Genomic DNA, 24,815 nt, shown 5'->3' with positions numbered 1-24,815 from the left:
GGTCCGGTGGGGACGGGCGCATCCCGCGGGCAGCGGGTCTGCGCCCGGATGGACTAAGGAGGCTGGGTGCCCGGTGAGGTGGTATCGACCGACGCGGTGAACGACGCCGCCCCCGAGACCCGCCCCGCGCGGGACACCACGGGGGAGCACGGTGTGCGGGCCGCCGCGCCCGCCGCGCCGCCGCGCCGCGCCGCACGGAACGCACCACCGCCCGGCCGTCCCGCCGCCGAACCGCCGGAGCCGCCCCCCGAACCGTCCGCGGAGAAACCGGGGACGCCCCCGGGCCCGCCCGCGAAGGACTCTCCCGGACGGGCCCCCACCGCCCGGACTCCGGAAGAGCAGGCCTCCGGAGAGCCCGCCCTCGAAGAGCAAGCCCCCCGAGACCAGGCACCCCATGAGCAGGGCCCCCGAGATCAGGGCCCGCCCACCGAGGGCCCCGGCTCCGCCGGGGACGCCGACACCCCCGAGCCCGCAGTTCCGTCCAGGCCCACGCCGGCCACGATTCCACCGTCTGCCGCCCGGGTGCGCCGTAGGCTCGCCAGGTTGGGCGCCCAGCGCGGCTCCGCTATGAACCCGGTACTAGAACCACTGATCAAGACGGTCCGCAACACGCATCCGAAGGCGGACCTCCGGCTCATCGAGCGCGCCTACGACGTCGCCGCTCACCACCACCGCCACCAGAAGCGCAAGAGCGGCGACCCGTACATCACGCACCCGCTCGCCGTCGCCACCATCCTCGCCGAGCTCGGCATGAACACCGAGACGCTCTGCGCGGCGCTGCTGCACGACACCGTCGAGGACACCCCGTACACCCTTGAGCAGCTCGGGTCCGACTTCGGCGACGAGATCGCCGCCCTGGTCGACGGCGTCACCAAGCTCGACAAGGTCAAGTACGGGGAGGCCGCCGAGGCCGAGACCGTCCGCAAGATGGTCGTGGCGATGTCCCGCGACATCCGCGTCCTGGTGATCAAGCTCGGCGACCGGCTGCACAACATGCGCACGCTGCGCTACATGCCGCGGCCCAAGCAGGAGAAGAAGGCCCGCGAGACCCTGGAGGTGTTCGCGCCGCTCGCGCACCGCCTCGGGATGAACACGCTGAAGTGGGAGCTGGAGGACCTCGCGTTCGCCACGCTCTACCCCAAGCGGTTCGACGAGATCGCCCGGCTGGTGTCCGAGCGCGCCCCGCGCCGCGACGTCTACCTGCAGGAAGTGATCGAGAACGTCTCCACCGACCTGCGCGAGGCCCGGATCAAGGCCACCGTGACCGGGCGGCCGAAGCACTACTACTCGGTCTACCAGAAGATGATCGCGCGGGACGTCAGCTTCGACGACATCTACGACCTGGTCGGCATCCGGGTCCTCGTCGACAGCGTCCGCGACTGCTACGCCGCCCTCGGCTCGATCCACGCGCGATGGAACCCGGTCCCCGGCCGGTTCAAGGACTACATCGCGATGCCGAAGTTCAACATGTACCAGTCGCTGCACACCACGGTGATCGGCCCGGAGGGCAAGCCCGTCGAGCTGCAGATCCGCACCTGGGGCATGCACCGCCGCGCCGAGTACGGCGTCGCCGCGCACTGGAAGTACAAGGAGGAGACGGTCGGCGGCCGCAAGGCCGGTGACATGCAGTGGCTCCGCCAGCTCCTCGACTGGCAGAAGGAGACCGCCGACCCGGCGGAGTTCCTGGAGTCGCTGCGCTTCGACCTGTCGGTCTCCGAGGTGTTCGTGTTCACCCCGAAGGGCGACGTGATCGCGCTGCCGCAGGGCGCGACCCCCGTCGACTTCGCGTACGCGATCCACACCGAGGTCGGGCACCGATGTATCGGCGCCCGCGTCAACGGGCGTCTCGTCCCCCTCGAATCGACCCTCGACAACGGCGACACCGTCGAGGTCTTCACCTCCAAGTCGCAGGACGCCGGCCCGAGCCGCGACTGGCTCGGCTTCGTCAAGAGCGCCCGCGCCCGCAACAAGATCAAGCACTGGTTCTCCAAGGAGCGCCGCGACACCGCGATCGAGTCCGGCAAGGACGCCATCGCCCGCGCGATGCGCAAGCAGAACATGCCGCTGCAGCGGATGATGTCCGGGGAGGCGCTGCTCGCCCTCGCCCGCGACATGCGCTACCCGGACGTGTCGTCGCTGTACGCGGCGGTCGGCGAGAGCCAGGTCTCCGCGCAGCACGTCGTCCATCGGCTCGTGGACGCCCTCGGCGGTGTGGAGAGCGCCGAGGAGGACCTCGCCGAGATCGCGCTGCCGACCCGCCGCAAGCGGAGCCGGCCGGCGGGCGACCCGGGCGTCGTCGTCGCGGACGACCCCGACGTGTGGGTGCGGCTGTCGCGCTGCTGTACGCCCGTCCCGGGCGACGACATCGTCGGGTTCGTGACGCGCGGGCACGGCGTGTCCGTCCACCGCGCCGACTGCGCCAACGTCGAGAGCCTGAAGTCGCAGCCCGACCGGCTGATCGACGTGAAGTGGTCCCCCGGCGAGGATTCGGTCTTCCTGGTCGCCATCCAGGTGGAGGCGCTCGACCGTCCCCGGCTGCTGTCGGACGTGACCCGCGTCCTGTCCGACCAGCACGTCAACATCCTGTCGGCGTCGGTCACCACGACCCGCGACCGGGTCGCCGTCAGCCGCTTCACGTTCGAGATGGGCGACCCGAAGCACCTCGGCCACGTCCTGAAGGCCGTCCGCTCCATCGACGGCGTGTACGACGTCTACCGGGTGACCAGCGGCGCCACCCGGTAAGGGGCGGCGCCGCTTCACGGTCAGCCTTCGCCTGGGCCGTCCTCGCCCTCGCCCTCGCCCTTGCCCTCGGCCTCGGGTTCGGCGTCGATTCCGGCCTCCGCGCGCTGCTGCGGCGTGATCGGCGTGGGCGCCGCCGTCAGCGGGTCGTACCCGGACGCGGCCTTCGGGAAGGCGATCACGTCGCGGATCGAGTCCTGCCGGGCCAGGAGCATCACCATCCGGTCCCAGCCGAACGCGATGCCGCCGTGCGGGGGCGGGCCGAACTTGAACGCCTCCAGCAGGAACCCGAACTTGGACTCGGCGTCCTCCTTCGACAGGCCGAGCACTTCGAACACCCGCTGCTGCATCTCCGCGCGGTGGATGCGGATGGACCCGCCGCCGATCTCGGTGCCGTTGAGGACGAGGTCGTAGGCGTTGGCGAGCGCGGCTCCCGGGTCGTCCTGGAAGGAGGCGGCGAACTCCGGCTTCGGCGCGGTGAAGGGGTGGTGGACGGCCGTCCAGCCGATCTGCTCGCCCTTGTCGTCCTCGACGGGCTCGAAGACCGGCGCGTCGACGACCCACACGAACTTCCACGCCGTCTCGTCGATCAGTTCGCGGCGGCGGCCGATCTCCAGGCGGGCGGCGCCGAGCAGCTCCTGCGTCGCGTGCCGCTTCCCCGCACCGAAGAAGATCGCGTCGCCGGGTCCGGCGCCGGCGGCGGCGGCCAGCCCCTCCTTCTCGGTGTCGGACAGGTTCTTGGCGACCGGGCCGCCGAGCGCCCCGTCGTCCTGGACGAGCACGTAGGCGAGGCCGCGGGCGCCGCGCGCCTTCGCCCAGTCCTGCCAGCCGTCCAGCTCCTTGCGGGTCTGGGACGCGCCGCCCGGCATGACGACCGCGCCGACGTAGGGGGCCTGGAACACGCGGAACGGCGTGCCGGCGAAGTACTCGGTCATGTCGGTCAGCTCGAGACCGAACCGCAGGTCGGGCTTGTCGGAGCCGTACCGGGCCATCGCGTCGGCGTAGGTGATGTGGGGGATCGGCCGGGGGATCTCGTATCCGGCCAGGTCCTTCCACAGCCGGGCGACGAGGTCCTCGCCGACCCGCAGGACGTCGTCCTGGTCGGCGAAGGACATCTCGATGTCGATCTGGGTGAACTCCGGCTGCCGGTCGGCGCGGAAGTCCTCGTCGCGGTAGCAGCGGGCGATCTGGTAGTAGCGCTCCAGCCCGCCGACCATGAGCAGCTGCTTGAACAGCTGCGGCGACTGCGGCAGCGCGTACCAGTGGCCCGGCTGGAGCCGGACGGGGACCAGGAAGTCGCGGGCGCCCTCGGGCGTCGACCGGGTCAGCGTCGGCGTCTCGACGTTGATGAAGCCGTGCTCGCGCATCACCTCGTGCGTCAGGAACGACGCCTCGGACCGGATCCTCATGGCGCGCGCGACGGCGTCGCGGCGCAGGTCGAGGTACCGGTACTTGAGCCGGATCTCCTCGTTGACGTTGACGTCGCCTTCGATGGGGAACGGCAGCGGCGCCGCGTCCGACAGCACCTCGATCTCGCCGGCGGCGACCTCGATGTCCCCCGTGGGCAGCTCGGGGTTCTCGTTGCCCGCCGGCCGGACGCGGACCTCCCCGACGACCTTGACGCAGAACTCCGACCGCAGGTCGTGCGCGGTGTCCTCTTCGCGGAACACGACCTGCGCGGTGCCGGACGCGTCGCGCAGGTCGATGAACGTGACGCCGCCGTGGTCGCGGCGGCGGCCGACCCAGCCGGCCAGCGTGACCTGCTGCCCGGCGTGCTCCTTGCGGAGCGTCCCCGCCTCGTGCGTGCGGATCATTTCGAGAGCCTTTCCTTCAACGTCGTGACGATGCCGGTGAGCGGGACGGCTGTCTGCTCGCCCTCGGCCAGATCCTTGACCTGGGCGACGCCGTCCGCGATATCTCGCTCCCCGAGGATCACGGCGTAGCGGGCGCCCGAGCGGTCCGCGTCCTTCATGGCGCCCTTCAGCCGCTTGCCGCCGAACGCCATGTCGGCCGCGATCCCGGCCCGGCGCAGCTCGTCGACCAGCGCGAACATCCGGCGTTCGGCGGCGTCGCCGAGCGCGACCCCGAACGCCTCGCAGCGCGGCCCGGTCGTGAACGCGGCGGCGCCACCCTCCTGCGACTCGGCCTCCAGCGCGAGGACGGTGCGGTCCAGGCCGAGCCCGAACCCGATGCCGGGCAGCGGCGGGCCGCCGATGTCCTCCGACAGCCCGTCGTAGCGGCCGCCGCCCCCGATGCCGGACTGGGCGCCGAGCAGCGGGTGATCGAACTCGTAGGTCGTCCGGGTGTAGTAGTCCAGGCCGCGGACGAGGGTCGGGGTGTCCTCCCACGGAATGCCGAGGTCGCCCAGGAGCTCGCGGACCCGGTCGTGGTGGGCCTTGCAGGCCGGGCACAGGTGGTCGGCCATCAGCGGGGCGTCCGCGATCTGGGCCCTCACCTGCGGGCGCTTGTCGTCCAGGACCCGCAGCGGGTTGATCTCGACGCGGGCGCGGGTGTCGTCGTCCAGGTCCAGGCCGCGCAGGAAGTCCTGCAGCAGGGCCCGGTAGGCGGGCCGGCACTCCTTGCAGCCCAGCGAGTTCAGCAGCAGCCGCACCCGGGTCAGCCCGAGCGAGCGGTACCAGTTCCACGCGATCGCGATCGTCTCCGCGTCGACCTGCGGGTCCTCGCTGCCGATCGCCTCAAGGTCCAGCTGGTAGAACTGCCGGTAACGGCCCTGCTGGGGGCGTTCGGCGCGGAACGCGGGCCCGGTCGTCCACACCTTCACCGGCAGCGGGCCCTTGTGGAGGTTGTTCTCCAGGACCGACCGCAGCACCGAGGCGGTGAACTCGGGACGCAGCGTCAGCGACCGGCCGCCCCGGTCCTCGAACGTGTACATCTCCTTGGACACCACGTCGGTGGACTCGCCCACCCCCCGCCTGAACAGGTTGGTGTCCTCGAAGACGGCCAGTTCCAGGTAGCCGTAACCGGCCAGCCTCGCCTGCTCGGCGAACGCCTCCCGGATGGCGTAGAAGAGGTCCGCGCGCGGCGGGACGTATTCACTGACCCCCTTGGGGGCCCGGAAGCTCGAACTCATGATCGTCTTTTGCTCAGAATCCCTTGTTGGGCCCGTCCACCGGAACCCCCGGCTCGCTCAGGGGGGACGACCCTCCTGAACCCCCCGGCGAAAGCTCGCTGAGGAACGGGTTGGTGGCGCGCTCGCGGCCGATTGTGGTCTGCGTCCCGTGGCCGGGCAGGACGGCCGTCTCGTCGGGCATGGCGAGGCACACCCGGGACAGGCTGGCGAGGATCTCCTCGTACGATCCGCCCGGCAGGTCGGTGCGCCCGATGGACCCGGCGAACAGCAGGTCCCCGGTGAACATGACGTCCGGGACCTCCTGCGTCTTCGGCGTCCGGAAGGTCACCGACCCCGGCGTATGGCCCGGCGCGTGGTCGACGGTGAAGCTCAGCCCGGCCAGCTCCAGCGCCGCTCCGTCGGCCAGCTCCTTCACATCGTCCGGCTCGGACAGCTCCAGGCCGCCGAACAGCTGCTGCCCGGCGCCCAGCGACAGCCCCTTCGCCGGATCGGTGAGCAGGTCGCGATCGTCCGGATGGATGTAGGCGGGCACGTCCTTGGCGCCGCAGACGGGGGCCACCGACCAGACATGGTCGATATGGCCGTGCGTCAGCAGCACCGCGACCGGCTTCAGCCGGTGCTCGCGCAGGATCTCCTCGATCCCGGCCTCGGCGTCCTGGCCGGGGTCGATGATCACGCATTCCTCACCCGCGGCGGGGGCCACGACATAGCAGTTCGCGGCGAAAGAGCCAGCGGGGAACCCGGCGACGAGCACGGTCGTCCTTCCTTGGAACCATCTCGGGTGGGCTTGTCCGAGGGTACCGGCGCGGCCGCGGCCACCGCGAACGAGATGGCGCGGTCGCCGTGTCGCCCGCCGAAGCGCTCGGCGGACGGGAAAGCGCTCCCTGAAAGCGGAGACGCGTTCACTCTCGGGGACCGCTACTATGCGCTGCACGTTCACCTGATCACACCGGAGGAGCAGCCACGTGGCGGGGAAGGACCGCAAGAAGCAGCTCGCGCGGCAACGCTACGAGCGGCAGCAGCAGCGGCGGGCCCAGGAGGCGGCCAAGGCGCGCCGCCTCAAGATCATAAGTTCGGCCGCCGCGGTGGCCGCCATCGTCGTCGGCGGGGCGGCGATCGTCGCGTTCACCGGCAAGGACGACGAGCCCGAGGCGGACGCGAAGGCGTCCGCGACGCCCCAGGCCAAGCCGGGGGAGTGCGCCTACAATCCGGCGTCGGTGCCGGGGGCCCCCGAGGACCTCGGGACGCCGCCCGCCAAGCCGGTCCACAAGGGAATGGTGAAGGCGACCGTCAAGACCGACCACGGCGACGTCGTGATGGAGCTGGACGGCAAGAGCGCGCCCTGCACCGTCAACTCGTTCGTGTTCCTGGCCGAGAAGAACTTCTACGACAAGACCGAGTGCCACCGGCTGACCAGCGGCGGCCTCAACGTCCTGCAGTGCGGCGACCCGACCGGCGAGGGGGCCGGCGGCCCCGGCTACCAGTTCGCCAACGAGAACACCGAGGGCGCCAAGTACACCGCGGGCACGCTCGCCATGGCGCACAGCCGCCAGCCGGACTCCAACGGCAGCCAGTTCTTCATGGTGTACGAGGACTCGGAGCTCCAGCCCGACTACACCGTGTTCGGAAAGATCACCAAGGGGCTGGACGTCGTGCAGAAGATCGCCAAGGGCGGTTCGGACCCGAAGGGTGACGGCGCACCCAAGAAGAAGGTCACGATCCAGGACGTATCGATCGCCGGGAAATAGGCGAACGGGATACTAAGGTGTGGAGGGTCCGGTGGCTTTGAGCACATTCGGACCCGCGATTCAGGAGGCAAGGGTGTCCAGCGCGACCGATCCCTGGGGCCGGGTGGACGAGGACGGCACCGTGTATGTCACGACGTCCGAGGGCGAGCGGGTCGTCGGATCCTGGCAGGCCGGCGCACCCGAAGAGGCCCTGGCCTACTTCAAGCGCAAATACGACGCGCTCGTCACCGAGATCGGCCTGCTCGAACAGCGGGTCCGCACCACCGATCTGCAGCCCGCGCAGGCCCAGCAGAGCATCGACCGGCTCCGCGAGGCCGTCGCCGAGGCGCACGCCGTCGGCGACCTCGACGCCCTCGGGCGGCGCCTGGACACCCTCACCGAGCGGGTCGGGCGGCGCCGCGAGGAGGTCAAGGCGCAGCGCGAGCAGCACCGCCACGAGGCCCGCGAGATCAAGGAGCGGATCGTCGCCGAGGCCGAGCGGATCGCCGTCGAGGAGACCCACTGGAAGAACGGCGGCGAACGCCTGCGCCAGCTCGTCGAGGAGTGGAAGGCCGCCGACCGCATCGACCGGCCCACCGAGACCGCCCTGTGGAAGCGGCTGTCGGCCGCCCGCAACGCCTTCACCAAGCGCCGCAAGGTCTACTTCGCCACCCTGGACGACCAGCGCGAGGAGTCCCGCAGGGAGAAGGAGCGCCTCGTCGCCGAGGCCGAGGCGATCTCCGGCTCCACCGAGTGGGGCGAGACGGCCGCCGCCTACCGCGACCTGATGCGCCGCTGGAAGATGGCCGGCCGCGCCTCCCGGGACGCCGAGGAAGACCTCTGGTCCCGTTTCAAAGGAGCCCAGGACACCTTCTTCCAGGCCCGCAGCGCCGCGTTCGCCGAACGCGACGCCGAGTTCCGCGAGCACGCCGAGGAGAAGGAGAAGATCCTCGCCGAAGCCGAACGGCTGCTGCCCGTCAGGGACGTCCGGCAGGCCAGGCAGGCGCTGCGCGGCATCCAGGAGCGCTGGGAGGCCGCCGGCATGGTCCCCCGCGAGCAGCGCGACCGCCTCGAAGGCCGGCTCCGCAAGATCGAGGAGACCGTCCGCGCCGCCGAGGAGAACGAGTGGCGCCGCACCAACCCCGAGGCCCGCGCCCGCGCCGAGGCCACCGTCACCCAGCTGCGCACCTCCATCGAGCAGCTGGAGAAACGCCTCACCAAGGCCCGCGACAACGGCCGCGAGAAAGAGGTCAAGGAAACCGAGGAAGCCCTCACCGCCCGCCGCGCCTGGCTCGAAGAAGCCGAACGCACCCTCGCCGAATTCTCTTAACTCCCAGGGGGGCGACCCCCTGGAACCCCCGTTGCGACGCGGGCGATCCTCACGCCACGGTTCGGGGCGTCGTGCCCGTTGCGGTAGGTGTCGTGGCGCTGCGGTCGTCCGCGTCGGCGGGTCGGGCGGCCTGCGCTCGCAGGGCTCGCTCCGGCCGCCCGACCCGTGCTCCGGTGGTTCAGGTTCAGGCCCGTGGTTCAAATTCAGGTCCGCCGGCTCCGCCGCCGTGACCGGTGCTCCGGGCGATCTGGTCAGGGGGTTCTGCCTAGGAAGGCGAGCATTCTTGTCTGCTCGTCGGCGCCCCGGGGGGCCGGGAGGGGCTTGGCCAGGTGGCCTTCGGCTCGGAGGGGGGCCGCGATGACCTGGGCGGTCGCGAACGCGTGGTGGACTAGGTCGGGGTCCAGGCGGGACGGCTGGCCCGTCGACCTGGCCAGGTCCCAGGCGTGCACCAGCGGCTCCAGGATGTAGCCCTCCAGATAGTCGGCCAGCGGCAGTTCGCCCAGGCCGCCGAACGGGATGGGGCGGCCCAGCGCGGCCGGGGTCAGGGCCGCGGCGCACTCCTTGCGGGCCGTCCGCCAGCCCATGAGGACGTCGCCAGGGACGAAACGGGCGGGCGCGCGGCCGATGTCGGGCTCGGGCTCACCGCCGGCCAGCGCCCGGATCAGGTACTGGCCGCCGGTCACGTGGCCGGCGACGTCCCGGGCGGTCCACCCCTCGCAGGGCGACGGCGCGTCCCAGGCGTCCCGGGGAACACCGGCCACCAGGCCCTCGAAGAGATCGAGGGCCCGGTGGAAGCCGCTGAGGTTCTGAGCCATGGTGGTCAGTGACGCGCGAACCGGCCGCCCTGTCAAGCGCTATCGCGAAGACCGCCTCACGGCCCGTCAGGCGTCCCGGCTCCGCAGCATCGAGGTCATCAGGGTGATCTCCGCCCGCTGGCCGTCCACCATCGTCCGGGCCAGCCGGCGGACGCGGTCGTGGCCGGTGAGGGTGAGCACCGCCTCCGCCATGTCGACGCCGCCGCGGTGATGGGCGATCATCAGGCGCAGGTACAGCACCTCGGCGGCGCGGCCGGACGCCTTCTCCAGGTCGGCGAGCTGCTCGCGCGTCGCCATCCCCGGCATCGCCGCCGCGCCGCCGCGGTGGCCCGCGTGCCCGGACATCCAGCGCATGGGGCCCGCCGGGTCGGCCTTGGGCAGTCCCCACTCGTCCAGCCAGGCGGTCATCATGCCGATCTGCGCCGACTGGGTGTTGATGATGTCGTAGGCCAGGAGGCGGACGTCGCGGTCGCCCGTCCGGTCCCGGACGATGAACGACATCCGCACCGCCTGGGCGTGGTGGGTGCTCATGTCGCGGGCGAACCCGGCTTCGGGGCCGTCCGTGCCCGGTTCGCCCGAGCGGTACACGGTCAGCGCCACCAGCGCCGCGCCGGTGAGGAGGACGAGGACGGCGAGGACGACGGCGGGCCGCCGTCCCCGGGGCGTCTCACCGCTCACGGTGTGTCCTTCGCGCCGACGCAGGCCGCGCCGGGCTCCGGCGTCTGCGGGCCCTTCACGAAGGCGCGCAGGAACGCGTCCACGCGCGGGTCGGACGCGTCCTGGATCTTGATCTGCCTTCCCCAGGCGCTGAGCGCGATCGGGGCGTCCAGGGACGGGTACGGGCTCATGAGCGTGTAGTCGGTGCCGGTGACCTTGGTCTTGAGCGCGTCGAGCTGGTCGGCGGCGAGTCCGGGACGGTAGGTGATCCAGACGGCGCCGTGCTCCAGCGAGTGGACGGCGTTCTCGTTGCGCAGCGGTGAGTCGTAGACGCGGCCGTCGCAGTTCTGCCAGGCGCTGTCGTGGTCGCCGCCCATCGGCGGGTCGGTCTCGTAGTCGACGGTGCCGGTGACGTGGTCGCGGCCCAGGTCGTCCTTCGTCACCAGGCCGGCGATGGACGAGGAGTCGTCGGACGACCTGGACTGCATGAACGCGTAGCCGATGGCGACGAACGCCACCAGGCCGATCACGGTGAAGAAGGCGATGGTGCCCCACGGGACCTGCGTCTGGGTGAGTGCGTTCTTGCGGGCGTTGTTGTTTCTGGCGGCCTTGTTGCGGGCGCTCTTGGACACGAGCGGGTCCTCTCGGGGTGGTGTGGCTGGGCTGTACGGGACGTGAGGGCGCGCCACGTCGCGTCGACATGGCGGAGCCCGGGCCTTACGGCCGGTCCTTTACAGCCTCAGCACCTGGAGAGAGGGCCGGAAAGCGGGCGTGTACGCGCCTCTGGGGGGTGGGGCGAGCGCCCAGCCGAGGCGGGCGGGAAGGCGGAAGACCGGACGTCCGAGACCGGTGGCCAGCGCGAGCAGGACGAGGGTGAACAGCACCGCCAGGCACAGGCAGGCGTTCATCGGGATCAGCGGGGGCTCCTGCTTCAGGGGCGCGGCCTCCGCCGCCGGCCCGGCGGCGGAGCTCTGGAGGTCCTGGAGCGGCGGAACCCCGGCGAAGGAGGACGCGGTACCGGAGGACGCGGTACTAAAGGACGCGGCGCCGGCGGGCGCGCTGACGGCGTGCTCGGTGCACACGCGAGGCACGGGCGCATGGCCCAGCCCGTAGCTGAAGATGAGCCCGCCCACGACGAAGAGGATCGCGAGCAGCCCTGCCAGCCCGTGCCGCCGACGCGGGGTCATACCGGACACCGTCACGCTCCCGAAAGTGCCTTCCGGGCTGTTCCAACGCCGCAGCCGCGTCCCGGGTTCCCGCGCGGCGGGAGGGCCGGGGATGTCCGCGGCGGCGGATAGTGTCGGAGCGTGACCAGAAGGGCGGAATCGGGCGAGCCGGAGGGCCTTTTCGACGCGCCGTCGGAGGCGGGGGCCGCTCCGGGCGCCGGCCCGTCTTCGGGCGGGGCGGCCCCGGATCGTGCTGCCCCGGCCGCCGGCACCGGAGGGGCGGGGCAGCCCCTGGCCGTGCGGATGCGTCCCCGCGCGCTGGACGAAGTCGTCGGCCAGGCCCATCTGCTCGGCCCCGGCACCCCGATCAGGCAGCTCGTCGACCGGGACGTGCCGATGTCGCTGGTCCTGTGGGGGCCGCCGGGCACGGGCAAGACCACCCTCGCCACGGTCGTCAGCCAGGTCACCTCCAGGCGGTTCGTGGAGATCTCCGCGGTCAGCGACGGCGTCAAACGCGTCCGCGCGGAGATCGACCTGGCCAGGCGAGAGCTCGGCATGACGGGACGGCAGACCGTCATGTTCGTCGACGAGGTCCACCGTTTCAACAAGGCGCAGCAGGACGCGCTCCTGCCCGCGGTGGAGAACCGCTGGGTCTCCTTCATCGGCGCCACCACCGAGAATCCGTTCTTCTCCGTCATCAGCCCGCTGCTGTCGCGCTCGCTGCTGCTCACGCTGGAACCGCTCGGCGAGGACGACCTGCGCGAGGTGATCCGCCGGGCGCTCGCCGAGGAGCGCGGGCTGAACGGCGCGGCCGGCCTCGACCCCGCCGCCGAGGATCATCTCATCCGGCTGGCCGGCGGCGACGCCCGGCGCGCCCTCACCTACCTGGAGGCGGCCGCGCTGGTGGTCGAGGACGGCGCGGTGATCGACGCCGACGTCCTGGAGAAGGCCGTCGACCGGGCCGCCGTCCGCTACGACCGCGAGGGCGACCAGCACTACGACGTGATCAGCGCGTTCATCAAGAGCATCCGCGGCAGCGACGTCGACGCGGCGCTGCACTACCTCGCCCGCATGATCGAGGCCGGGGAGGATCCGCGGTTCATCGCCCGGCGGCTGATCGTCCACGCCAGCGAGGACGTCGGCATGGCCGACCCGACCGCGCTGCAGACGGCGGTCGCCGCGGCGCAGGCGGTGGAGTTCGTCGGCCTGCCCGAGGCCCGCATCAACCTCGCCCAGGCGGTGATCCACCTGTCCCTGGCCCCCAAGTCCAACGCGGTGATCAGGGCGGTGGACGGGGCGCTCGGAGACGTGCGCAAGGGGCTCGCCGGGCCCGTCCCCGGCCATCTGCGCGACGCCCACTACAAGGGCGCGGCCAAGGTCGGGCACGGGGAGGGCTACAAGTACGCGCACGACCATCCCGGTGGGGTGGTCAGGCAGCAGTACGCCCCTGACGCGGTGAACGGACGGGAGTACTATCGCCCGACCAGGCACGGCGCCGAATCCCGGTTCACCGAGGTCCTCGCGCGGATCCGCTCGGTTCTGCGCGGCTCCGGGGACCGGCAATGACCCGTCTTCCCCGGCCGGTGCTCCCGGCAAGCGGGCCGGTTGACCGGTAAGGTCTTTCACGCCATGCCCGGCCCCCGAGCCGAACTCACGCGAACGGAAAGCCCTGATGCTCACTGGTGGACAGTTGGCAGGTCTCATCGTGGCGGTGTTCTGGGCGGTGCTCGTCTCGTTCATCGCGCTCACCCTGCTGAAGCTCTCCCGTCTCCTCGGCGAGGCGACCAAGGTCGTCCACGACATCGGCGACCAGGCCGGCCCGCTGATGGACGACATGACCCGGACGGTGACGCGCGCCAACGAGCAGCTCGGCCGCACCGACGTCATCACCAAGCAGGTCGCCGGCGTCACCCAGAACGTCTCGGCCGTCACCACCGTCATGACCTCGGTGGTGGGCGGCCCGCTGGTGAAGGCCGCCGCGTTCTCCTACGGGGTCCGCAAGGCCCTCGGCAGCCGGGACGGCGACGCCCCGCCCGAGTCCGGCCGGCGGCAGCTGCAGGCCCGCTCCCCGGGTAAGGGACGCGGATGAGGCGGCTGTTCTGGATCTCGGTGGGCGCGGGTGCCGGCGTCTACGTCTCGCACCGCGTCAAGCGCCGCGTCGAGCGGATCGCGCGCGCGTGGTCCCCCGAGGGGGTCGCCGCGCGGGCCGTGTCGACCGGGCAGGGCGCGGGCGAGCGATTGAGGCATTTCGCCTCGGACGTACGTACCGAGATGCGTGCCCGTGAAGAGGAGTTGCGCGAGGCCGTCCGCATGGACCAGGCTCCGCCGGACGCCGAAGTGCCCCGGCCGCGCCGGGTGCTCAAGGCGCGCTACACGATCATCGATAACGACAAGGATGGCCACTGATATGGAGTCGGCAGAGGTCGCACGCCGCTTCCTCACGTTCTTCGAGGAGCGCGGGCACCTGGTGGTGCCCTCGGCAAGCCTGGTCGCCGAGGACCCGACCCTGCTGCTGGTCAACGCCGGCATGGTCCCGTTCAAGCCGTACTTCCTCGGCCAGCGCACCCCGCCGTCCCAGCGCATGACCAGCGCGCAGAAATGCGTGCGGACGCCGGACATCGAAGAGGTCGGCAAGACCACCCGGCACGCCACGTTCTTCCAGATGCTGGGCAACTTCTCCATCGGGGACTACTTCAAGGAGCAGGCGATCCCGTTCGCCTGGGAGCTGCTGACCCGGCCGCGGGACGAGGGCGGCTTCGGGTTCCCGGAGGAGAAGCTGTGGGTCACCGTCTTCGACGACGACGATGAGGCCCGCAACATCTGGCACGGCAAGGTCGGCGTCCCCCTCGACCGCATCCAGCGGCGCGGCATGGAGGACAACTTCTGGTCGATGGGCGTCCCCGGCCCGTGCGGCCCCTGCTCGGAGATCTACTACGACCGCGGCCCCGCGTACGGGCGCGAGGGCGGCCCGGTCGCCGACGAGGACCGCTACCTGGAAGTGTGGAACCTCGTCTTCATGCAGTTCGAGCGGGGGCCGGGGGACAGCAAGACCGACTTCCCGATCCTCGGCGAACTGCCCGCCAAGAACATCGACACCGGCATGGGCCTTGAGCGCATGGCGGCGATCCTTCAGGGCGTCGACAACATCTACGAGACCGACACCCTGTGGCGGGTCCTGGACCGCGCCGCCGGGCTGACCGGCGCCGTGTACGGCCGCGACCACCGCTCCGACGTGTCGCTGCGCGTCGTCGCCGACCACGTCCGCAGCGGGACGATGATGGTCGCGGACGGCATCCGCCCCGGCAACGAGGGCCGCGGCTACGTGCTGCGCCGCATCCTGCGCCGCTCCATCCGCAACCTGCGGCTGCTCGGCGGCCAGGACGCGGGCCTCATGCACGAGCTGACCGCCGCCGCGATCGGCGCGATGGGCGAGCAGTACCCCGAGCTGGTGCGCACCGCCGCGAACATCCACACCGTCATCGACGCCGAGGAGGACTCCTTCCTCCAGACGCTGCGCACCGGCACCGCCATCTTCGACACCGCCGTCGAGGACGCCAGGCGGTCCGGCGGCGCGACGCTCGCCGGCGAGCAGGCGTTCAAGCTGCACGACACCTACGGCTTCCCGATCGACCTCACCCTGGAGATGGCGTCCGAGCAGGGCCTCCAGGTGGACGAGGAGGGCTTCCGGCGGCTCATGCTCGAGCAGCGCGATCGCGCCAAGAAGGACGCCCGCGACAAGCGGACCGGCAACCTGGACGTCTCCGTCCTCGACGAGCTCCTCACCGGCGCCGGCGGTCAGGTCGACTTCATCGGCTACGGTCACCTGCTCGGCGACGCCCGCCTCGTGGGCCTGCTGGTGAGCGGCGCCAGCGCGCCCGCCGCCGGGGAGGGCACCGAGGTCGAGGTCGTCCTCGACCGCACCCCGTTCTACGCCGAGGGCGGCGGGCAGCTCGCCGACCACGGCCTGATCCGGCTCGGCAACGGCGCCGTCATCGAGGTGACCGACGTGCAGGCCCCGCTGCCGGGCCTCATCGTGCACCGCGGGCGCGTCCGCAGCGGCGAGGCGCAGGCCGGCGACTCCGCGCACGCCGAGGTCGACGTGGAGCGGCGCCGGGCGATCTCCCGCTCGCACACCGCGACCCACATGGTGCACGCCGGGTTCCGCCGCGCGCTCGGCGAGTCCGCGGCGCAGGCCGGGTCGGAGAACTCGCCCGGCCGGTTCCGGTTCGACTTCACCGCGTCCGGCGCCGTCCCCGTGAGCGTGCTGCGCGACGTCGAGGACGAGGTCAACGAGGTGCTGGTCGGCGACCTGGACGTCCGCGCCTTCCACACCTCGATCGACGAGGCCCGCGCGATGGGCGCGCTCGCCCTGTTCGGCGAGAAGTACGGCGACGAGGTCCGGGTCGTGGAGGTCGGCGACTACTCCCGCGAGCTGTGCGGCGGCACCCACGTCGCCCGGTCCGGGCAGCTCGGCCTGATCAAGGTGCTGGGCGAGTCGTCGATCGGCGCGGGCGTCCGCCGCGTCGAGGCCCTCGTCGGCATCGACGCGTTCCGTTTCCTGGCCCGCGAGAGCGTCCTGGTGGCGCAGCTCGCCGAGCAGATGAAGGCGCGCAAGGAGGAGCTGCCCGAGCGCGTCTCCGGCGTCGTCACCCGGCTCCGCGACGCCGAGAAGGAACTGGACAAGCTCCGGTCCCAGCAGGTCCTCGCCATCGCGGGGTCGCTCGCCGACGCCGCCAAGGACCTCGGCGGCATCGCGTTCGCGGGCCACCGCGCCCCCGACGGCACCGGTGCCGACGACCTGCGCAAGCTCGCCGTCGACATCCGGGGACGGCTCATCGCCCGGCCCGCCGTCGTCATGGTCGCCGGCGTGCCGAAGGACCGTCCGGTCGTGGTCGTCGCCGTCACCGAGGGCGCCCGCGAGCGCGGCCTCAAGGCGGGCGGGCTCGTCGGACTCGCCGCCAAGGCCCTCGGCGGAGGCGGCGGCGGCAAGGACGACCTCGCCCAGGGCGGCGGCGCGGACGCCGCCGCCATCGGCGACGCGCTGGCGGCGGTCGAACGAGCCGTAGGGGCCGCGTGAGCCCGGCGTTTCGGGGTAGGCGACCGGAGCCGACGCGATGAGGCGGGGCGTCCGGTTGGGAGTTGATGTGGGGAGCGTGCGGGTCGGGGTCGCGCGGTGCGACCCGGACGGGATTCTCGCCTCCCCTTTGGAGACCGTGAAGAGCGGCAAAGGGGACATCGACCGGCTTGTGGAGCTCGTCGCCGAACATGAGGCGATCGAGGTGGTCGTGGGGCTGCCGACGTCGCTGTCGGGCCGGGAGGGCCCGGCGGCGCAGGCGGCGCGCAGGTTCGCGGACCGGCTCGCGGACCGTCTCCCCCCGGGGACGGTCCGGCTGCACGACGAGAGGCTCACCACCGTCACCGCCGAGAGCGGCCTGCGGGCCGGCGGCGTGCACGGAAGGGCCCGGCGCAAGGTCGTCGACCAGGCCGCCGCGGCGGTCCTGCTCCAGGCGGTCCTCGACGCGGAACGGTTGACTGGAAGCCCCCCGGGAGAGATCGTCCGGGGGAGCTCATGAACGATTTGGACCTTTTCTCAGATCCGTACGGCGACGGGCGGCCGCCGCCGTACGAACGGTCCGGCAGGAAGGACAAGCGGCGCGCCCGCAAGCGGCAGAAGCAGCGACGGCGCAACGGCCGGGCGGCGGCGCTGTTCGCGATGGCGTTCCTGGTGGCGGTGTTCGGCACCGGCGGGGTGCTGGGGTACGCGTGGCTGGACAACCGGCGTAACCCGCCGGACTACGACGGCGACGGCACCGGGAATGTCACGGTCCAGATCAAGGACGGCGCCACCGGCGTGAAGATCGGGGCGACGCTGGAGGAGCACGAGGTCGTCAAGAGCTCCCGCGCGTTCGTCAAGGTGTACAACAAGGAGACGCGCGCCTCCAGCATCCAGCCGGGCTTCTACCAGATGCGGCGGAAGATGTCGTCGTCGGCGGCGATGGCGCTGCTGCTCGACCCGAAGTCGCGGGCCGGCAACCAGATCACGATCCCGGAGGGGCGGCGCGCCACCGAGGTCTTCGAGCAGCTGTCGAAGAAGACCGGGATCTCGGTGAAGGAGTTCCAGGCGGCCGCGAACGAGCCGGAGGGGCTCGGGCTGCCGCCGTACGCGAAGGGCAAGGTGGAGGGGTACCTGTTCCCGGGCCGCTACGACCTCGACCCGAACGGGTCGGCGGCGCAGATCCTCGAGCAGATGGTGAGCCGCTTCAACGCGGAGGCGGAGAGCAGCGGCCTGGTCGGCAAGGCGCGCGAGGCGGGGCTGAACCCGGGGACGGTCGTCACGCTGGCCAGCCTGATCCAGGCGGAGGGCGCCCGGCCCAGCGACCTGCCGAAGGTCTCCCGGGTGATCTACAACCGGATCGACAAGGGCATGAAGCTGCAGTTCGACAGCACGGTCGTGTACGCGCTCGGCAAGCGGACGCTCACGGTGACCAACAAGGACCTCGAGTACGACTCCCCGTACAACACCTACAAGTACAAGGGCCTGCCGCCGGGTCCGATCGGCAATCCGGGGAGCGCGGCGATCGAGGCGGCGCTGGAGCCGAAGGAGGGGACGTGGCTGTTCTTCGTCACGACCGACCCCACCCGCAAGATCACCGAGTTCGCCACGACCTATGAGCAGCAGCTGGAACTGGAGAAGAAGTTCCGGGCCTGGCAGCGGGCGAATCCGGGCAACTGACCCGGGTGGGCGACCCGGAAACGACGGGCGGGCGCGGCGGGCCTCCGCCGCGCCCCTTCGACTGTGCTGAGGGAGTGGCAGTGGGGGAGACGGGGCGGCGTGCCGCGGTCCTGGGGTCGCCGATCGCGCATTCGCTGTCGCCGGTGCTGCACCGGGCGGCGTACGCCGCGATGGGCTTGGACGGGTGGTCCTACGACGCGATCGAGTGCGGCGAGGAGAAGCTCGCGGCGCTGCTGGACGGTCTCGGTCCGGAATGGGCCGGCCTGTCGCTGACCATGCCGCTCAAGCGCGTCGCGCTGGACCTGGTGGACACGGTGTCGGACCTGGCGGTGACGGTCGGCGGCGTCAACACGATCGTCCTGCGGGACGGGCGGCGCCACGGCGACAACACCGACGTGCACGGCATCGTGGCGGCGCTGACGGAGGCGGGTGTGAAGGCGTCCGGGCCGGGCGGCGGGGCGTCCGCGCTGGTGCTGGGCGGCGGCGCGACCGCGGCGTCCGCGCTGGCCGCGCTGGCCGGGCTCGGCATGGACGAGGCGGTCCTCGCGGTGCGGACGCCGGAACGCGCCGCCGGCGCGGCCGAGGCGGGGGAGCGGTGCGGGCTCGCGGTCCGGGTCGTGACGCTCGACCAGGTGGCCGCGCACCTGCCGGCCGCCGAGCTGGTGGTGTCGACGCTGCCGGGGCGGGCGGCGGACGCGTTCGCCGGGCCGGTCGCCGCCTCGGGCGCCGCCCTGTTCGATGTGGTGTACGCGCCGTGGCCCACGGCGCTCGCGGCCGCGGTCGGGCGGGCCGGCGGGACGGTCGTCGGCGGGTTCGGGATGCTGCTGCACCAGGCCGTCCGGCAGGTGGCGCTGATGACCGGCCGCGACGACGTGCCGGTGGAGGCGATGCGGGCGGCGGGGGAGGCGGAGCTGGCCCGCCGCGCCTGACCGCCCCGGAGGTTCACGGCGGGGCGGGGGGCGGCCCGCGCGGGGTGCGGCGCCGCTTCACCGACTCGTCGATGCTGGTGAGGATGACGGGCAGGATCACGCTCAGCCAGAAGTCCTTCCACCCCCACGCGCCGAGGGCGACGCCGAACGCGCTGCCGGCGCACACCAGGCCCAGGAGCAGCGCCGCCCAGTGCCGCCGAGCGAGTGCCGCCGGATCGATGAGGCGGCGGTGCGGCAGCAGCGCCGCCAGCGGACGTTCCCGCGCGTGGGCGCGTTGCACGACGGTCGCGTCCGGCAGCCAGTGCAGCACGTCGGCGTTCCCGGCGAGCGGGGTCCGGGTGAGCGCGATCAGCGCCTCCAGCCGCCACCACAGCGTCCACAGCGATGTGCGCCCGCTGCCCGGGTAGCCGTTCCAGCGCGGGTCGGCGACCTCGCCGCGGACCAGTGTGCGGAACGTCCGGGCGACGGCCGGGCCGTGCGGCCCGCGCGGGTCGCGCAGCAGCGCGGTGAGCGCGATCGGCAGGCCGTAGTGCCAGAGGGCCAGCCGCCACACGGGCTTGGACCCGGCCCCGTGCGGCGAGACGTCGTAGGTCTCGATCCACGTGTGGTCGTCGTCGGGGTCGAGGTGTTCCAGCAGCCAGTCGTAGGCGTCCAGCAGCCGCTCGGTCGCCAGGTCCGGCCGCGCCTCGGCCAGCGTCACCAGCGCGAACGCGGTGTGGGTGACGGTGGGCCGGGACTCCTGCGTCGGTCCCCAGCCGGGACGGTGCGCGGTCCGGTCCGCGGTCAGCCACTCCACGCCCCGGTCGACCGCCGGGTCGTAGGGGTTGAGCTGGCTGAGCGCGCGGAGCGCCAGGCACGTCAGCCACACCCGCGACCGGCAGCCGTGCAGCGACCCCCACCCGCCGTCGGGATTCTGGTTGTGCACCAGCCACTGGTAGGCGCGTTCGAGGTCGGGCGCGTCGTCGCGCATGTCGCAGCGGGCGCGGGCCAGGAACCGCGCGATCCAGCCGGTCGCCTCCACCACCGGCATGCCGAGGCTGGTCTTGGTGGCCCAGCCGCCGTCCCGCAGCGCGTCGCCGGACGTGGTCTGCCGCGCGGCGAGGAAGGCGAGGCCGTCGTCGAAGTACTCGAACGGCCGGCCCGCCTCGACGAACGCCAGCAGCCCGAGCGCCGTCGCGGTCGTGCCCGGCTCGGGCCGTGTCAGCTCGTGGTACCAGCCGCCGCCGGAGCCGAGCGCGGGCGCGTAGGTGTCGCGCAGGACGTCCAGCGACTCGTTCAGCCGGGTCTGCAGCACCGCCATGTCGATCGAGGGGACGTCGGCGGGCGGGGACGCGCCCCGGATGCCTGCGCCGCGGGGGCGGCCGGTGCGGGGGGCCGGTGCGGGGAGCGGAGGTGTCTGATTCACGGTGTCGCCTTCTGCTCCCTTTGTTCCCGTCAGGCCAGGCTTTGTACCCCGTGGGTTCCATGTCTGTGTCCGCGGCCGTACAGAGCACCGGTACCGGGCACCGGGCATTTTGAAAGGAGAGTGTCCGGGACCTGGAGGAGGCTTGGCCGAGCCGACGGTGCGGGACGAGCCCGTTCACGAGTGCGTGCTGTGCCCGCCTCTGCGGTTCCGGTTCAACGCCATGGCCGACCTCCCGGGGGAGTCGGGAGTCATCGCCCGCGACGGCGACTTCCTCCTGATGCCGGACGTGGCGCCGCTCACCGAGGGGCACGTGCTGCTGGTGACGCGCGAACACCACCAGTGCGCCGGCGCGTTCGGCCGGGACTTGTGGGAACGCGCCTTGGCATGGCGTGACCGCGTCGCCCGCCTCTACCGCGAGGCGTACGGAAGCGGCGAGCTGCTGCTGTTCGAGCACGGCCCGGCCGTCCCCCAGGGCGGCGGCGCCTGCATCGACCACGCGCACTGGCACCTGCTGCCCGGAGCACACGGCGTCCGGGCGGCGGTGGAGGCTCAGGGGCATCCCGGAGCGCCCGCCGACCACGCCACCCTGCGAGCCTGGCTTCGCACCGGCCGCTCCTACCTCCTGATTGAGGAGGACGGCATCGCGACCGTCCACCCCGGTGACGGCGTACGAAGCCAATACCTGCGCTGGGCCGTCACCGCCGCCGGACCCGGCCGGACGTGGCGCTGGCAGGAGACGTTCGGGCTGCCGGGCAGCAGACGCCGCTTCCTCCGCACCCTCCAGGCGCTGCGCGGAGCCGCCGCGGTCCTGGCGGAAGGAGTCCCGGAGGACGGTCACGGTCCCGACAGCCACCAGTAGAGCTCGGCCGCGGCCAGCCGGTCGCCGAACCCCGCCCGCTCCACACCGTCCCCGTATCCGGTCGGGTACTCCAGCAGCAGCCGTTCCCGCTGGTACGCCACCACCCGCTCAAGGGACGTGGCGCCGAAGCGCAGCAGCCACAGCGGGCGGCCCGGCACCGCCCGGTCCAGAACCGGCAGCAGGTCCCGCACCCCCTGGCCGCCGGCCTCCACCGGGCGGCCGAGCAGCCGCGCCAGCGTGGGGGCCTCGGAGATGACGAGATCCGACAGCGCCAGCATCGGCAGCACGCCGTCCGCCGGGAGCCGTGCGTCGACGTCGTGCGGGACGAGGTCGAACGCGACCCTCGTCCCCGCGGCGCGCGCCAGCCGGGCCGCCGCGTGCAGCGCCGCCCGCGAGACCGGCGACAGCAGCGAGTACCCGTCGGTCACCAGCACGTCCGCGGCCCCGATTTCGGCCGCCGCGGCGCGGACCTCCCGCTCGGCGAGGCGGCGGCCAGGCGGATCGTCCCGGACGACCAGGAGCCGGGCGCCCGGCCCGCCGCCGCACGGCCGGTCGCGCAGCATCACCGCGACGCCGTTCGCCGCGCCGGGCTCGACGCGCAGCCGGTCGTCCACGCCGATCCGCCGCAGCTCCCCGCGGATCACGGGCGTGAAGGCGTCGTCGCCGACCTTGCCCAGCACACCGACCCGGCGGAAGTAGCGGGCCGCGCACCGGGCCAGGTTGACGGCCGTCCCCGCGACCATGGCCCGCGCCGGGGCGTAGCAGAGACGGTCCGCGTCCAGATCGGTGAAACGGACGTCCGGGAGCGATGCGCGGACCTCGATCCCCACGTCGCCGATGACGAGGAGCTCGAAGCGGCGCTCGTCCACGCCCTCCAGACCCGGCCACTGCGCCGGCGATCGGGACGTGGCCATGTCGCGGCGGCGCTCAGCGGGGCGGAACCAGGAACGCCCGCATCACCGGGCGCAGGCTCGGGATGAGGTCGTAGCGCCGGATCTCGTCGAGCGGCACCCAGGCGCAGCCGTCCAGGTGGTCGCCTGAGTCCTGGTTCTCCAGGCTGGTGTCCACGGTCACCGGCCGGCAGCGGCGCGCCGCCGCCACGACGCGTATCCGCCCGCCGGAGGGCGCCCGGCGGTCGGGCATGAACCACTGCCACAGATGGAACGGCGGACCCGGGTCGATCTTGAGGCCGACCTCCTCCCAGACCTCCCGGCGGATGTGGTCGTCCAGGTCGAGGTCGTCCGCCACCTCCAGCCGCCCGCCGGGCACCTCCCAGCGGCCCGGGTGGAACGGGTCGGAGGCGGACTTGCGGACCAGCAGCAGGCGTCCGCCGGACACGATGAACGCCTTCTGGGCGAACTCCAGCCTGATCGGTGACAAGGCGGTGAGGGGGCCGGCCGTGCCGGCCTGGACCGAGGGCATCGCGGGAACTACCTCCCTGTGCCGGCCCCACCGGGCCGTCTACGCTCCACCGTAACAAGCCGGGACCGTCACGCCGAGAGGCCCGGCGGGGCCAGAACACCCTCACCTTCCCGCCCCGGCCACGCTCGCCACCGCCGCCTCCCGCGCCTCACCGGAGCCGGGGAATGGGCGGGCGTTCCGGAGTGTTGGCACAGTGGCGTACCTCACGCAGGCATCATTCCGATCCAGATCATGCGAGTTGCCCTCGCATGGCGCACCCAGCTCCCGCAGGTGGTAATCTGGGTGGTCGACCGGCCCTGTGCGCGCGACCACGACGGTGGTGCGCACCGGGCGCACAAGCGGAGGCCACCTCCCACCTGACCGGCTGATGAGGCCGGTGGGTTCTCGGTCCGGCGAACGGGCGCACGGCGCTCGTGTCGCCGTCGTCCCCGGCGGCCCGGCCGTCAGGGAGACCGAAGGTGGCCCCGTACGTGAGTCGTGCGGGGCTTTTCCTGTGGAAGCCTCGGGGTACGACCGGTCCAACGAACTTGAGAACGGCCCCAAGGAGGTCCCATCAGCGCCGAACCGCGTATCAACGACCGCATTCGCGTGCCCGAGGTCCGTCTCGTCGGCCCGAACGGCGAACAGGTGGGCATAGTGCCCATCGCCAAGGCCCTTGAAATCGCGCGTGAGTCGGACCTCGATCTGGTCGAGGTGGCGCCCACCGCGCGTCCGCCCGTCGCCAGGCTCATGGACTACGGCAAGTTCAAGTACGAGTCCGCGATGAAGGCGCGTGAAGCGCGGAAGAACCAGGCGCACACGGTCATCAAGGAGATCAAGCTCCGCCCGAAGATCGACCCGCACGACTACGAGACCAAGAAGGGTCACGTGGTGCGGTTCCTGAAGGCCGGGGACAAGGTGAAGGTCACGATCATGTTCCGTGGCCGTGAGCAGTCCCGTCCCGAGCTCGGTTACCGGCTGCTGCAGCGGCTCGCCGACGACGTCGAGGAGCTCGGCTTCGTCGAGTCCCGGCCCAAGCAGGACGGCCGGAACATGATCATGGTGATCGGTCCGCACAAGAAGAAGACGGCCCGCGGGCAGGAGGCGGAGAGCACCGCCTGACGGCCGTTGCGGGACCGGCCACGCGGCGGTCCCGACTCCGCGGCCTCGCGGCGAGCGAGGTCGCGGCGCACGTACATTGAAGTCTGACCTGGCGCGTCCATGGACACGTCCGCGGAACTCCGTGTGATGCGCCGATCAGGCGCGCCCAGGTGCGGTCCGCACGTGGGCCGGGATAAAGGAGACGACGGCGACCATGCCGAAGACCAAGACACACAGCGGTGCCAAGAAGCGCTTCAAGCTGACCGGCTCCGGCAAGGTGATGCGCCGCCGCGCCAACAAGAACCACCTGCTCGAGCACAAGGCGTCCAAGCGGACCCGGCGGCTGTCCGGCCCCGCCGTGGTCGCCGACGCCGACGCCAAGAACATCAAGAAGCTGCTGCGCAAGTAGCGCTCGATCTGCCATATCAGCGACCGGCCGAGGTCGGCATGGCCCCGGCCCCCACGAAGGAGTTCATCACGTGGCACGCGTGAAGCGGGCGGTCAACGCCGCCAAGAAGCGTCGGGTCGTCCTGGAGCGGTCGAGCGGCTACCGCGGTCAGCGTTCGCGCCTGTACCGCAAGGCCAAGGAGCAGCAGCTCCACTCGATGACCTACGCGTTCCGGGACCGCAAGGACCGCAAGGGCCAGTTCCGCCGGCTGTGGATCCAGCGGATCAACGCCGCGGCCCGCGCCAACGGCATCACCTACAACCGGTTCATCCAGGGCCTGAAGGCCGCGGAGATCGAGGTCGACCGGCGCATGCTCGCCGAGCTGGCCGTCAACGACGCCCCCGCGTTCGCCGCCCTGGTCCAGGTCGCCAAGGACGCGCTTCCGGCCGAGGGCTCGGAGGCGGCCTGAGCCGG

General features: G+C 72.2%; 24 protein-coding genes. 14 read left to right on the top strand and 10 right to left on the bottom strand.

Annotation, left to right across the window (positions count from 1 at the left end):
- Positions 1 to 567: 567 nt before the first annotated feature.
- Positions 568 to 2,742 (top strand): bifunctional (p)ppGpp synthetase/guanosine-3',5'-bis(diphosphate) 3'-pyrophosphohydrolase, encoded by a 2,175-nt coding sequence (locus AB0C35_RS29470; protein WP_358462897.1) that lies wholly within the window; start codon positions 568 to 570, stop codon positions 2,740 to 2,742.
- A gap of 20 nt (positions 2,743 to 2,762) precedes the next feature.
- On the opposite strand, the gene aspS is transcribed toward AB0C35_RS29470, so the two are convergent.
- From aspS to AB0C35_RS29455, 3 genes are read right to left on the bottom strand one after another with little or no spacing between them, the layout of a single operon-like run.
- The gene (aspS, locus tag AB0C35_RS29465) at positions 2,763 to 4,553 is read right to left on the bottom strand and encodes an aspartate--tRNA ligase (RefSeq protein ID WP_358462642.1); all 1,791 of its coding nucleotides are present in this window, start codon (positions 4,551 to 4,553) and stop codon (positions 2,763 to 2,765) included.
- Positions 4,550 to 5,830 carry a histidine--tRNA ligase gene (gene hisS, locus AB0C35_RS29460; RefSeq protein WP_358462639.1) on the bottom strand — a complete coding sequence of 427 codons (1,281 nt, stop codon included), beginning with the start codon at positions 5,828 to 5,830 and terminating at the stop codon, positions 4,550 to 4,552. Before hisS ends, aspS begins: the two co-directional genes overlap by 4 nt.
- A 13-nt stretch (positions 5,831 to 5,843) precedes the next feature.
- Positions 5,844 to 6,584: an MBL fold metallo-hydrolase gene (locus AB0C35_RS29455; protein WP_358462636.1), complete on the bottom strand. Its 741-nt coding sequence runs from the start codon at positions 6,582 to 6,584 to the stop codon at positions 5,844 to 5,846.
- Between the two features lie 211 nt (positions 6,585 to 6,795).
- Between AB0C35_RS29455 and AB0C35_RS29450 the strand changes: the two genes are divergently transcribed.
- Complete coding sequence (locus AB0C35_RS29450; protein WP_358462633.1) at positions 6,796 to 7,578, top strand: peptidylprolyl isomerase; 783 nt, start codon at positions 6,796 to 6,798, stop codon at positions 7,576 to 7,578.
- 73 nt (positions 7,579 to 7,651) lie between these two features.
- Entirely contained in the window at positions 7,652 to 8,887 is a 1,236-nt protein-coding gene (locus tag AB0C35_RS29445; protein WP_358462630.1) for a DUF349 domain-containing protein, read from the top strand.
- Positions 8,888 to 9,138: 251 nt separating this feature from the next.
- Here AB0C35_RS29445 and AB0C35_RS29440 read toward each other — a convergent pair whose 3' ends face one another.
- The 4 genes from AB0C35_RS29440 to AB0C35_RS29425 form a co-directional block, all read right to left on the bottom strand.
- A complete protein-coding gene (locus tag AB0C35_RS29440) occupies positions 9,139 to 9,702 on the bottom strand; it encodes a TIGR03086 family metal-binding protein (protein ID WP_358462627.1) in 564 nt (187 codons plus the stop codon).
- Between the two features lie 66 nt (positions 9,703 to 9,768).
- Complete coding sequence (locus tag AB0C35_RS29435; protein WP_358462624.1) at positions 9,769 to 10,380, bottom strand: DUF305 domain-containing protein; 612 nt, start codon at positions 10,378 to 10,380, stop codon at positions 9,769 to 9,771.
- Positions 10,377 to 10,991 (bottom strand): DUF3105 domain-containing protein, encoded by a 615-nt coding sequence (locus tag AB0C35_RS29430; RefSeq protein WP_358462621.1) that lies wholly within the window; start codon positions 10,989 to 10,991, stop codon positions 10,377 to 10,379. Before AB0C35_RS29430 ends, AB0C35_RS29435 begins: the two co-directional genes overlap by 4 nt.
- Before the next feature lie 99 nt (positions 10,992 to 11,090).
- Positions 11,091 to 11,546 (bottom strand): hypothetical protein, encoded by a 456-nt coding sequence (locus tag AB0C35_RS29425; RefSeq protein WP_358462618.1) that lies wholly within the window; start codon positions 11,544 to 11,546, stop codon positions 11,091 to 11,093.
- A 282-nt stretch (positions 11,547 to 11,828) separates the two neighbouring features.
- On the opposite strand from AB0C35_RS29425, the gene AB0C35_RS29420 reads away from it, so the two are divergent.
- The 7 genes from AB0C35_RS29420 to AB0C35_RS29390 all read left to right on the top strand — a co-directional run bounded on the left by AB0C35_RS29420 (position 11,829) and on the right by AB0C35_RS29390 (position 19,187).
- On the top strand, positions 11,829 to 13,091 hold the full coding sequence (locus AB0C35_RS29420) for a replication-associated recombination protein A (RefSeq protein ID WP_358462894.1): 1,263 nt from the start codon (positions 11,829 to 11,831) through the stop codon (positions 13,089 to 13,091).
- A gap of 106 nt (positions 13,092 to 13,197) precedes the next feature.
- A complete protein-coding gene (locus AB0C35_RS29415; protein WP_358462615.1) occupies positions 13,198 to 13,614 on the top strand; it encodes a DUF948 domain-containing protein in 417 nt (138 codons plus the stop codon).
- Positions 13,611 to 13,931 (top strand): hypothetical protein, encoded by a 321-nt coding sequence (locus AB0C35_RS29410; RefSeq protein WP_358462612.1) that lies wholly within the window; start codon positions 13,611 to 13,613, stop codon positions 13,929 to 13,931. The genes AB0C35_RS29415 and AB0C35_RS29410 overlap by 4 nt, the downstream gene beginning before the upstream one ends.
- A gap of 1 nt (position 13,932) precedes the next feature.
- Positions 13,933 to 16,602, top strand: a complete 2,670-nt coding sequence (alaS, locus tag AB0C35_RS29405) for an alanine--tRNA ligase (protein WP_358462609.1) — start codon at positions 13,933 to 13,935, stop codon at positions 16,600 to 16,602.
- A gap of 37 nt (positions 16,603 to 16,639) precedes the next feature.
- The gene (gene ruvX / locus AB0C35_RS29400; protein WP_358462606.1) at positions 16,640 to 17,098 is read left to right on the top strand and encodes a Holliday junction resolvase RuvX; all 459 of its coding nucleotides are present in this window, start codon (positions 16,640 to 16,642) and stop codon (positions 17,096 to 17,098) included.
- Positions 17,095 to 18,258 (top strand): endolytic transglycosylase MltG, encoded by a 1,164-nt coding sequence (gene mltG / locus AB0C35_RS29395; protein ID WP_358462603.1) that lies wholly within the window; start codon positions 17,095 to 17,097, stop codon positions 18,256 to 18,258. Before ruvX ends, mltG begins: the two co-directional genes overlap by 4 nt.
- A gap of 80 nt (positions 18,259 to 18,338) precedes the next feature.
- Positions 18,339 to 19,187 (top strand): shikimate dehydrogenase, encoded by an 849-nt coding sequence (locus tag AB0C35_RS29390; protein WP_358462601.1) that lies wholly within the window; start codon positions 18,339 to 18,341, stop codon positions 19,185 to 19,187.
- A 13-nt stretch (positions 19,188 to 19,200) separates the two neighbouring features.
- Here AB0C35_RS29390 and AB0C35_RS29385 read toward each other — a convergent pair whose 3' ends face one another.
- Positions 19,201 to 20,592, bottom strand: a complete 1,392-nt coding sequence (locus AB0C35_RS29385) for a prenyltransferase/squalene oxidase repeat-containing protein (RefSeq protein WP_358462598.1) — start codon at positions 20,590 to 20,592, stop codon at positions 19,201 to 19,203.
- A gap of 142 nt (positions 20,593 to 20,734) precedes the next feature.
- Here AB0C35_RS29385 and AB0C35_RS29380 point away from each other — a divergent pair, with 142 nt between their 5' ends.
- Positions 20,735 to 21,451 (top strand): hypothetical protein, encoded by a 717-nt coding sequence (locus AB0C35_RS29380; protein ID WP_358462595.1) that lies wholly within the window; start codon positions 20,735 to 20,737, stop codon positions 21,449 to 21,451.
- Here the strand turns inward: AB0C35_RS29380 and AB0C35_RS29375 are convergent.
- Together AB0C35_RS29375 and AB0C35_RS29370 are read right to left on the bottom strand one after the other, a co-directional pair.
- Entirely contained in the window at positions 21,427 to 22,365 is a 939-nt protein-coding gene (locus AB0C35_RS29375) for a carbohydrate kinase family protein (protein ID WP_358462592.1), read from the bottom strand. The genes AB0C35_RS29380 and AB0C35_RS29375 overlap by 25 nt on opposite strands.
- 13 nt (positions 22,366 to 22,378) lie before the next feature.
- On the bottom strand, positions 22,379 to 22,873 hold the full coding sequence (locus AB0C35_RS29370; RefSeq protein ID WP_358462589.1) for an NUDIX hydrolase: 495 nt from the start codon (positions 22,871 to 22,873) through the stop codon (positions 22,379 to 22,381).
- A 552-nt stretch (positions 22,874 to 23,425) separates the two neighbouring features.
- Between AB0C35_RS29370 and infC the strand changes: the two genes are divergently transcribed.
- From infC to rplT, 3 genes are all read left to right on the top strand, one after another.
- Positions 23,426 to 23,974, top strand: coding sequence for a translation initiation factor IF-3 (infC, locus tag AB0C35_RS29365; RefSeq protein WP_131950606.1), 549 nt, complete (start codon positions 23,426 to 23,428; stop codon positions 23,972 to 23,974).
- Between the two features lie 193 nt (positions 23,975 to 24,167).
- Positions 24,168 to 24,362, top strand: coding sequence for a 50S ribosomal protein L35 (gene rpmI, locus AB0C35_RS29360; protein ID WP_358462586.1), 195 nt, complete (start codon positions 24,168 to 24,170; stop codon positions 24,360 to 24,362).
- A gap of 70 nt (positions 24,363 to 24,432) precedes the next feature.
- Positions 24,433 to 24,810 carry a 50S ribosomal protein L20 gene (gene rplT, locus AB0C35_RS29355; protein ID WP_358462584.1) on the top strand — a complete coding sequence of 126 codons (378 nt, stop codon included), beginning with the start codon at positions 24,433 to 24,435 and terminating at the stop codon, positions 24,808 to 24,810.
- The last annotated feature ends 5 nt before the right edge of the window (positions 24,811 to 24,815 follow it).

Origin of the sequence: Spirillospora sp. NPDC048819 (assembly GCF_040650055.1) — a bacterium.
In the GTDB taxonomy this organism is placed as follows: domain Bacteria; phylum Actinomycetota; class Actinomycetes; order Streptosporangiales; family Streptosporangiaceae; genus Spirillospora.
This window is presented reverse-complemented; position numbering and strand designations above follow the sequence as displayed.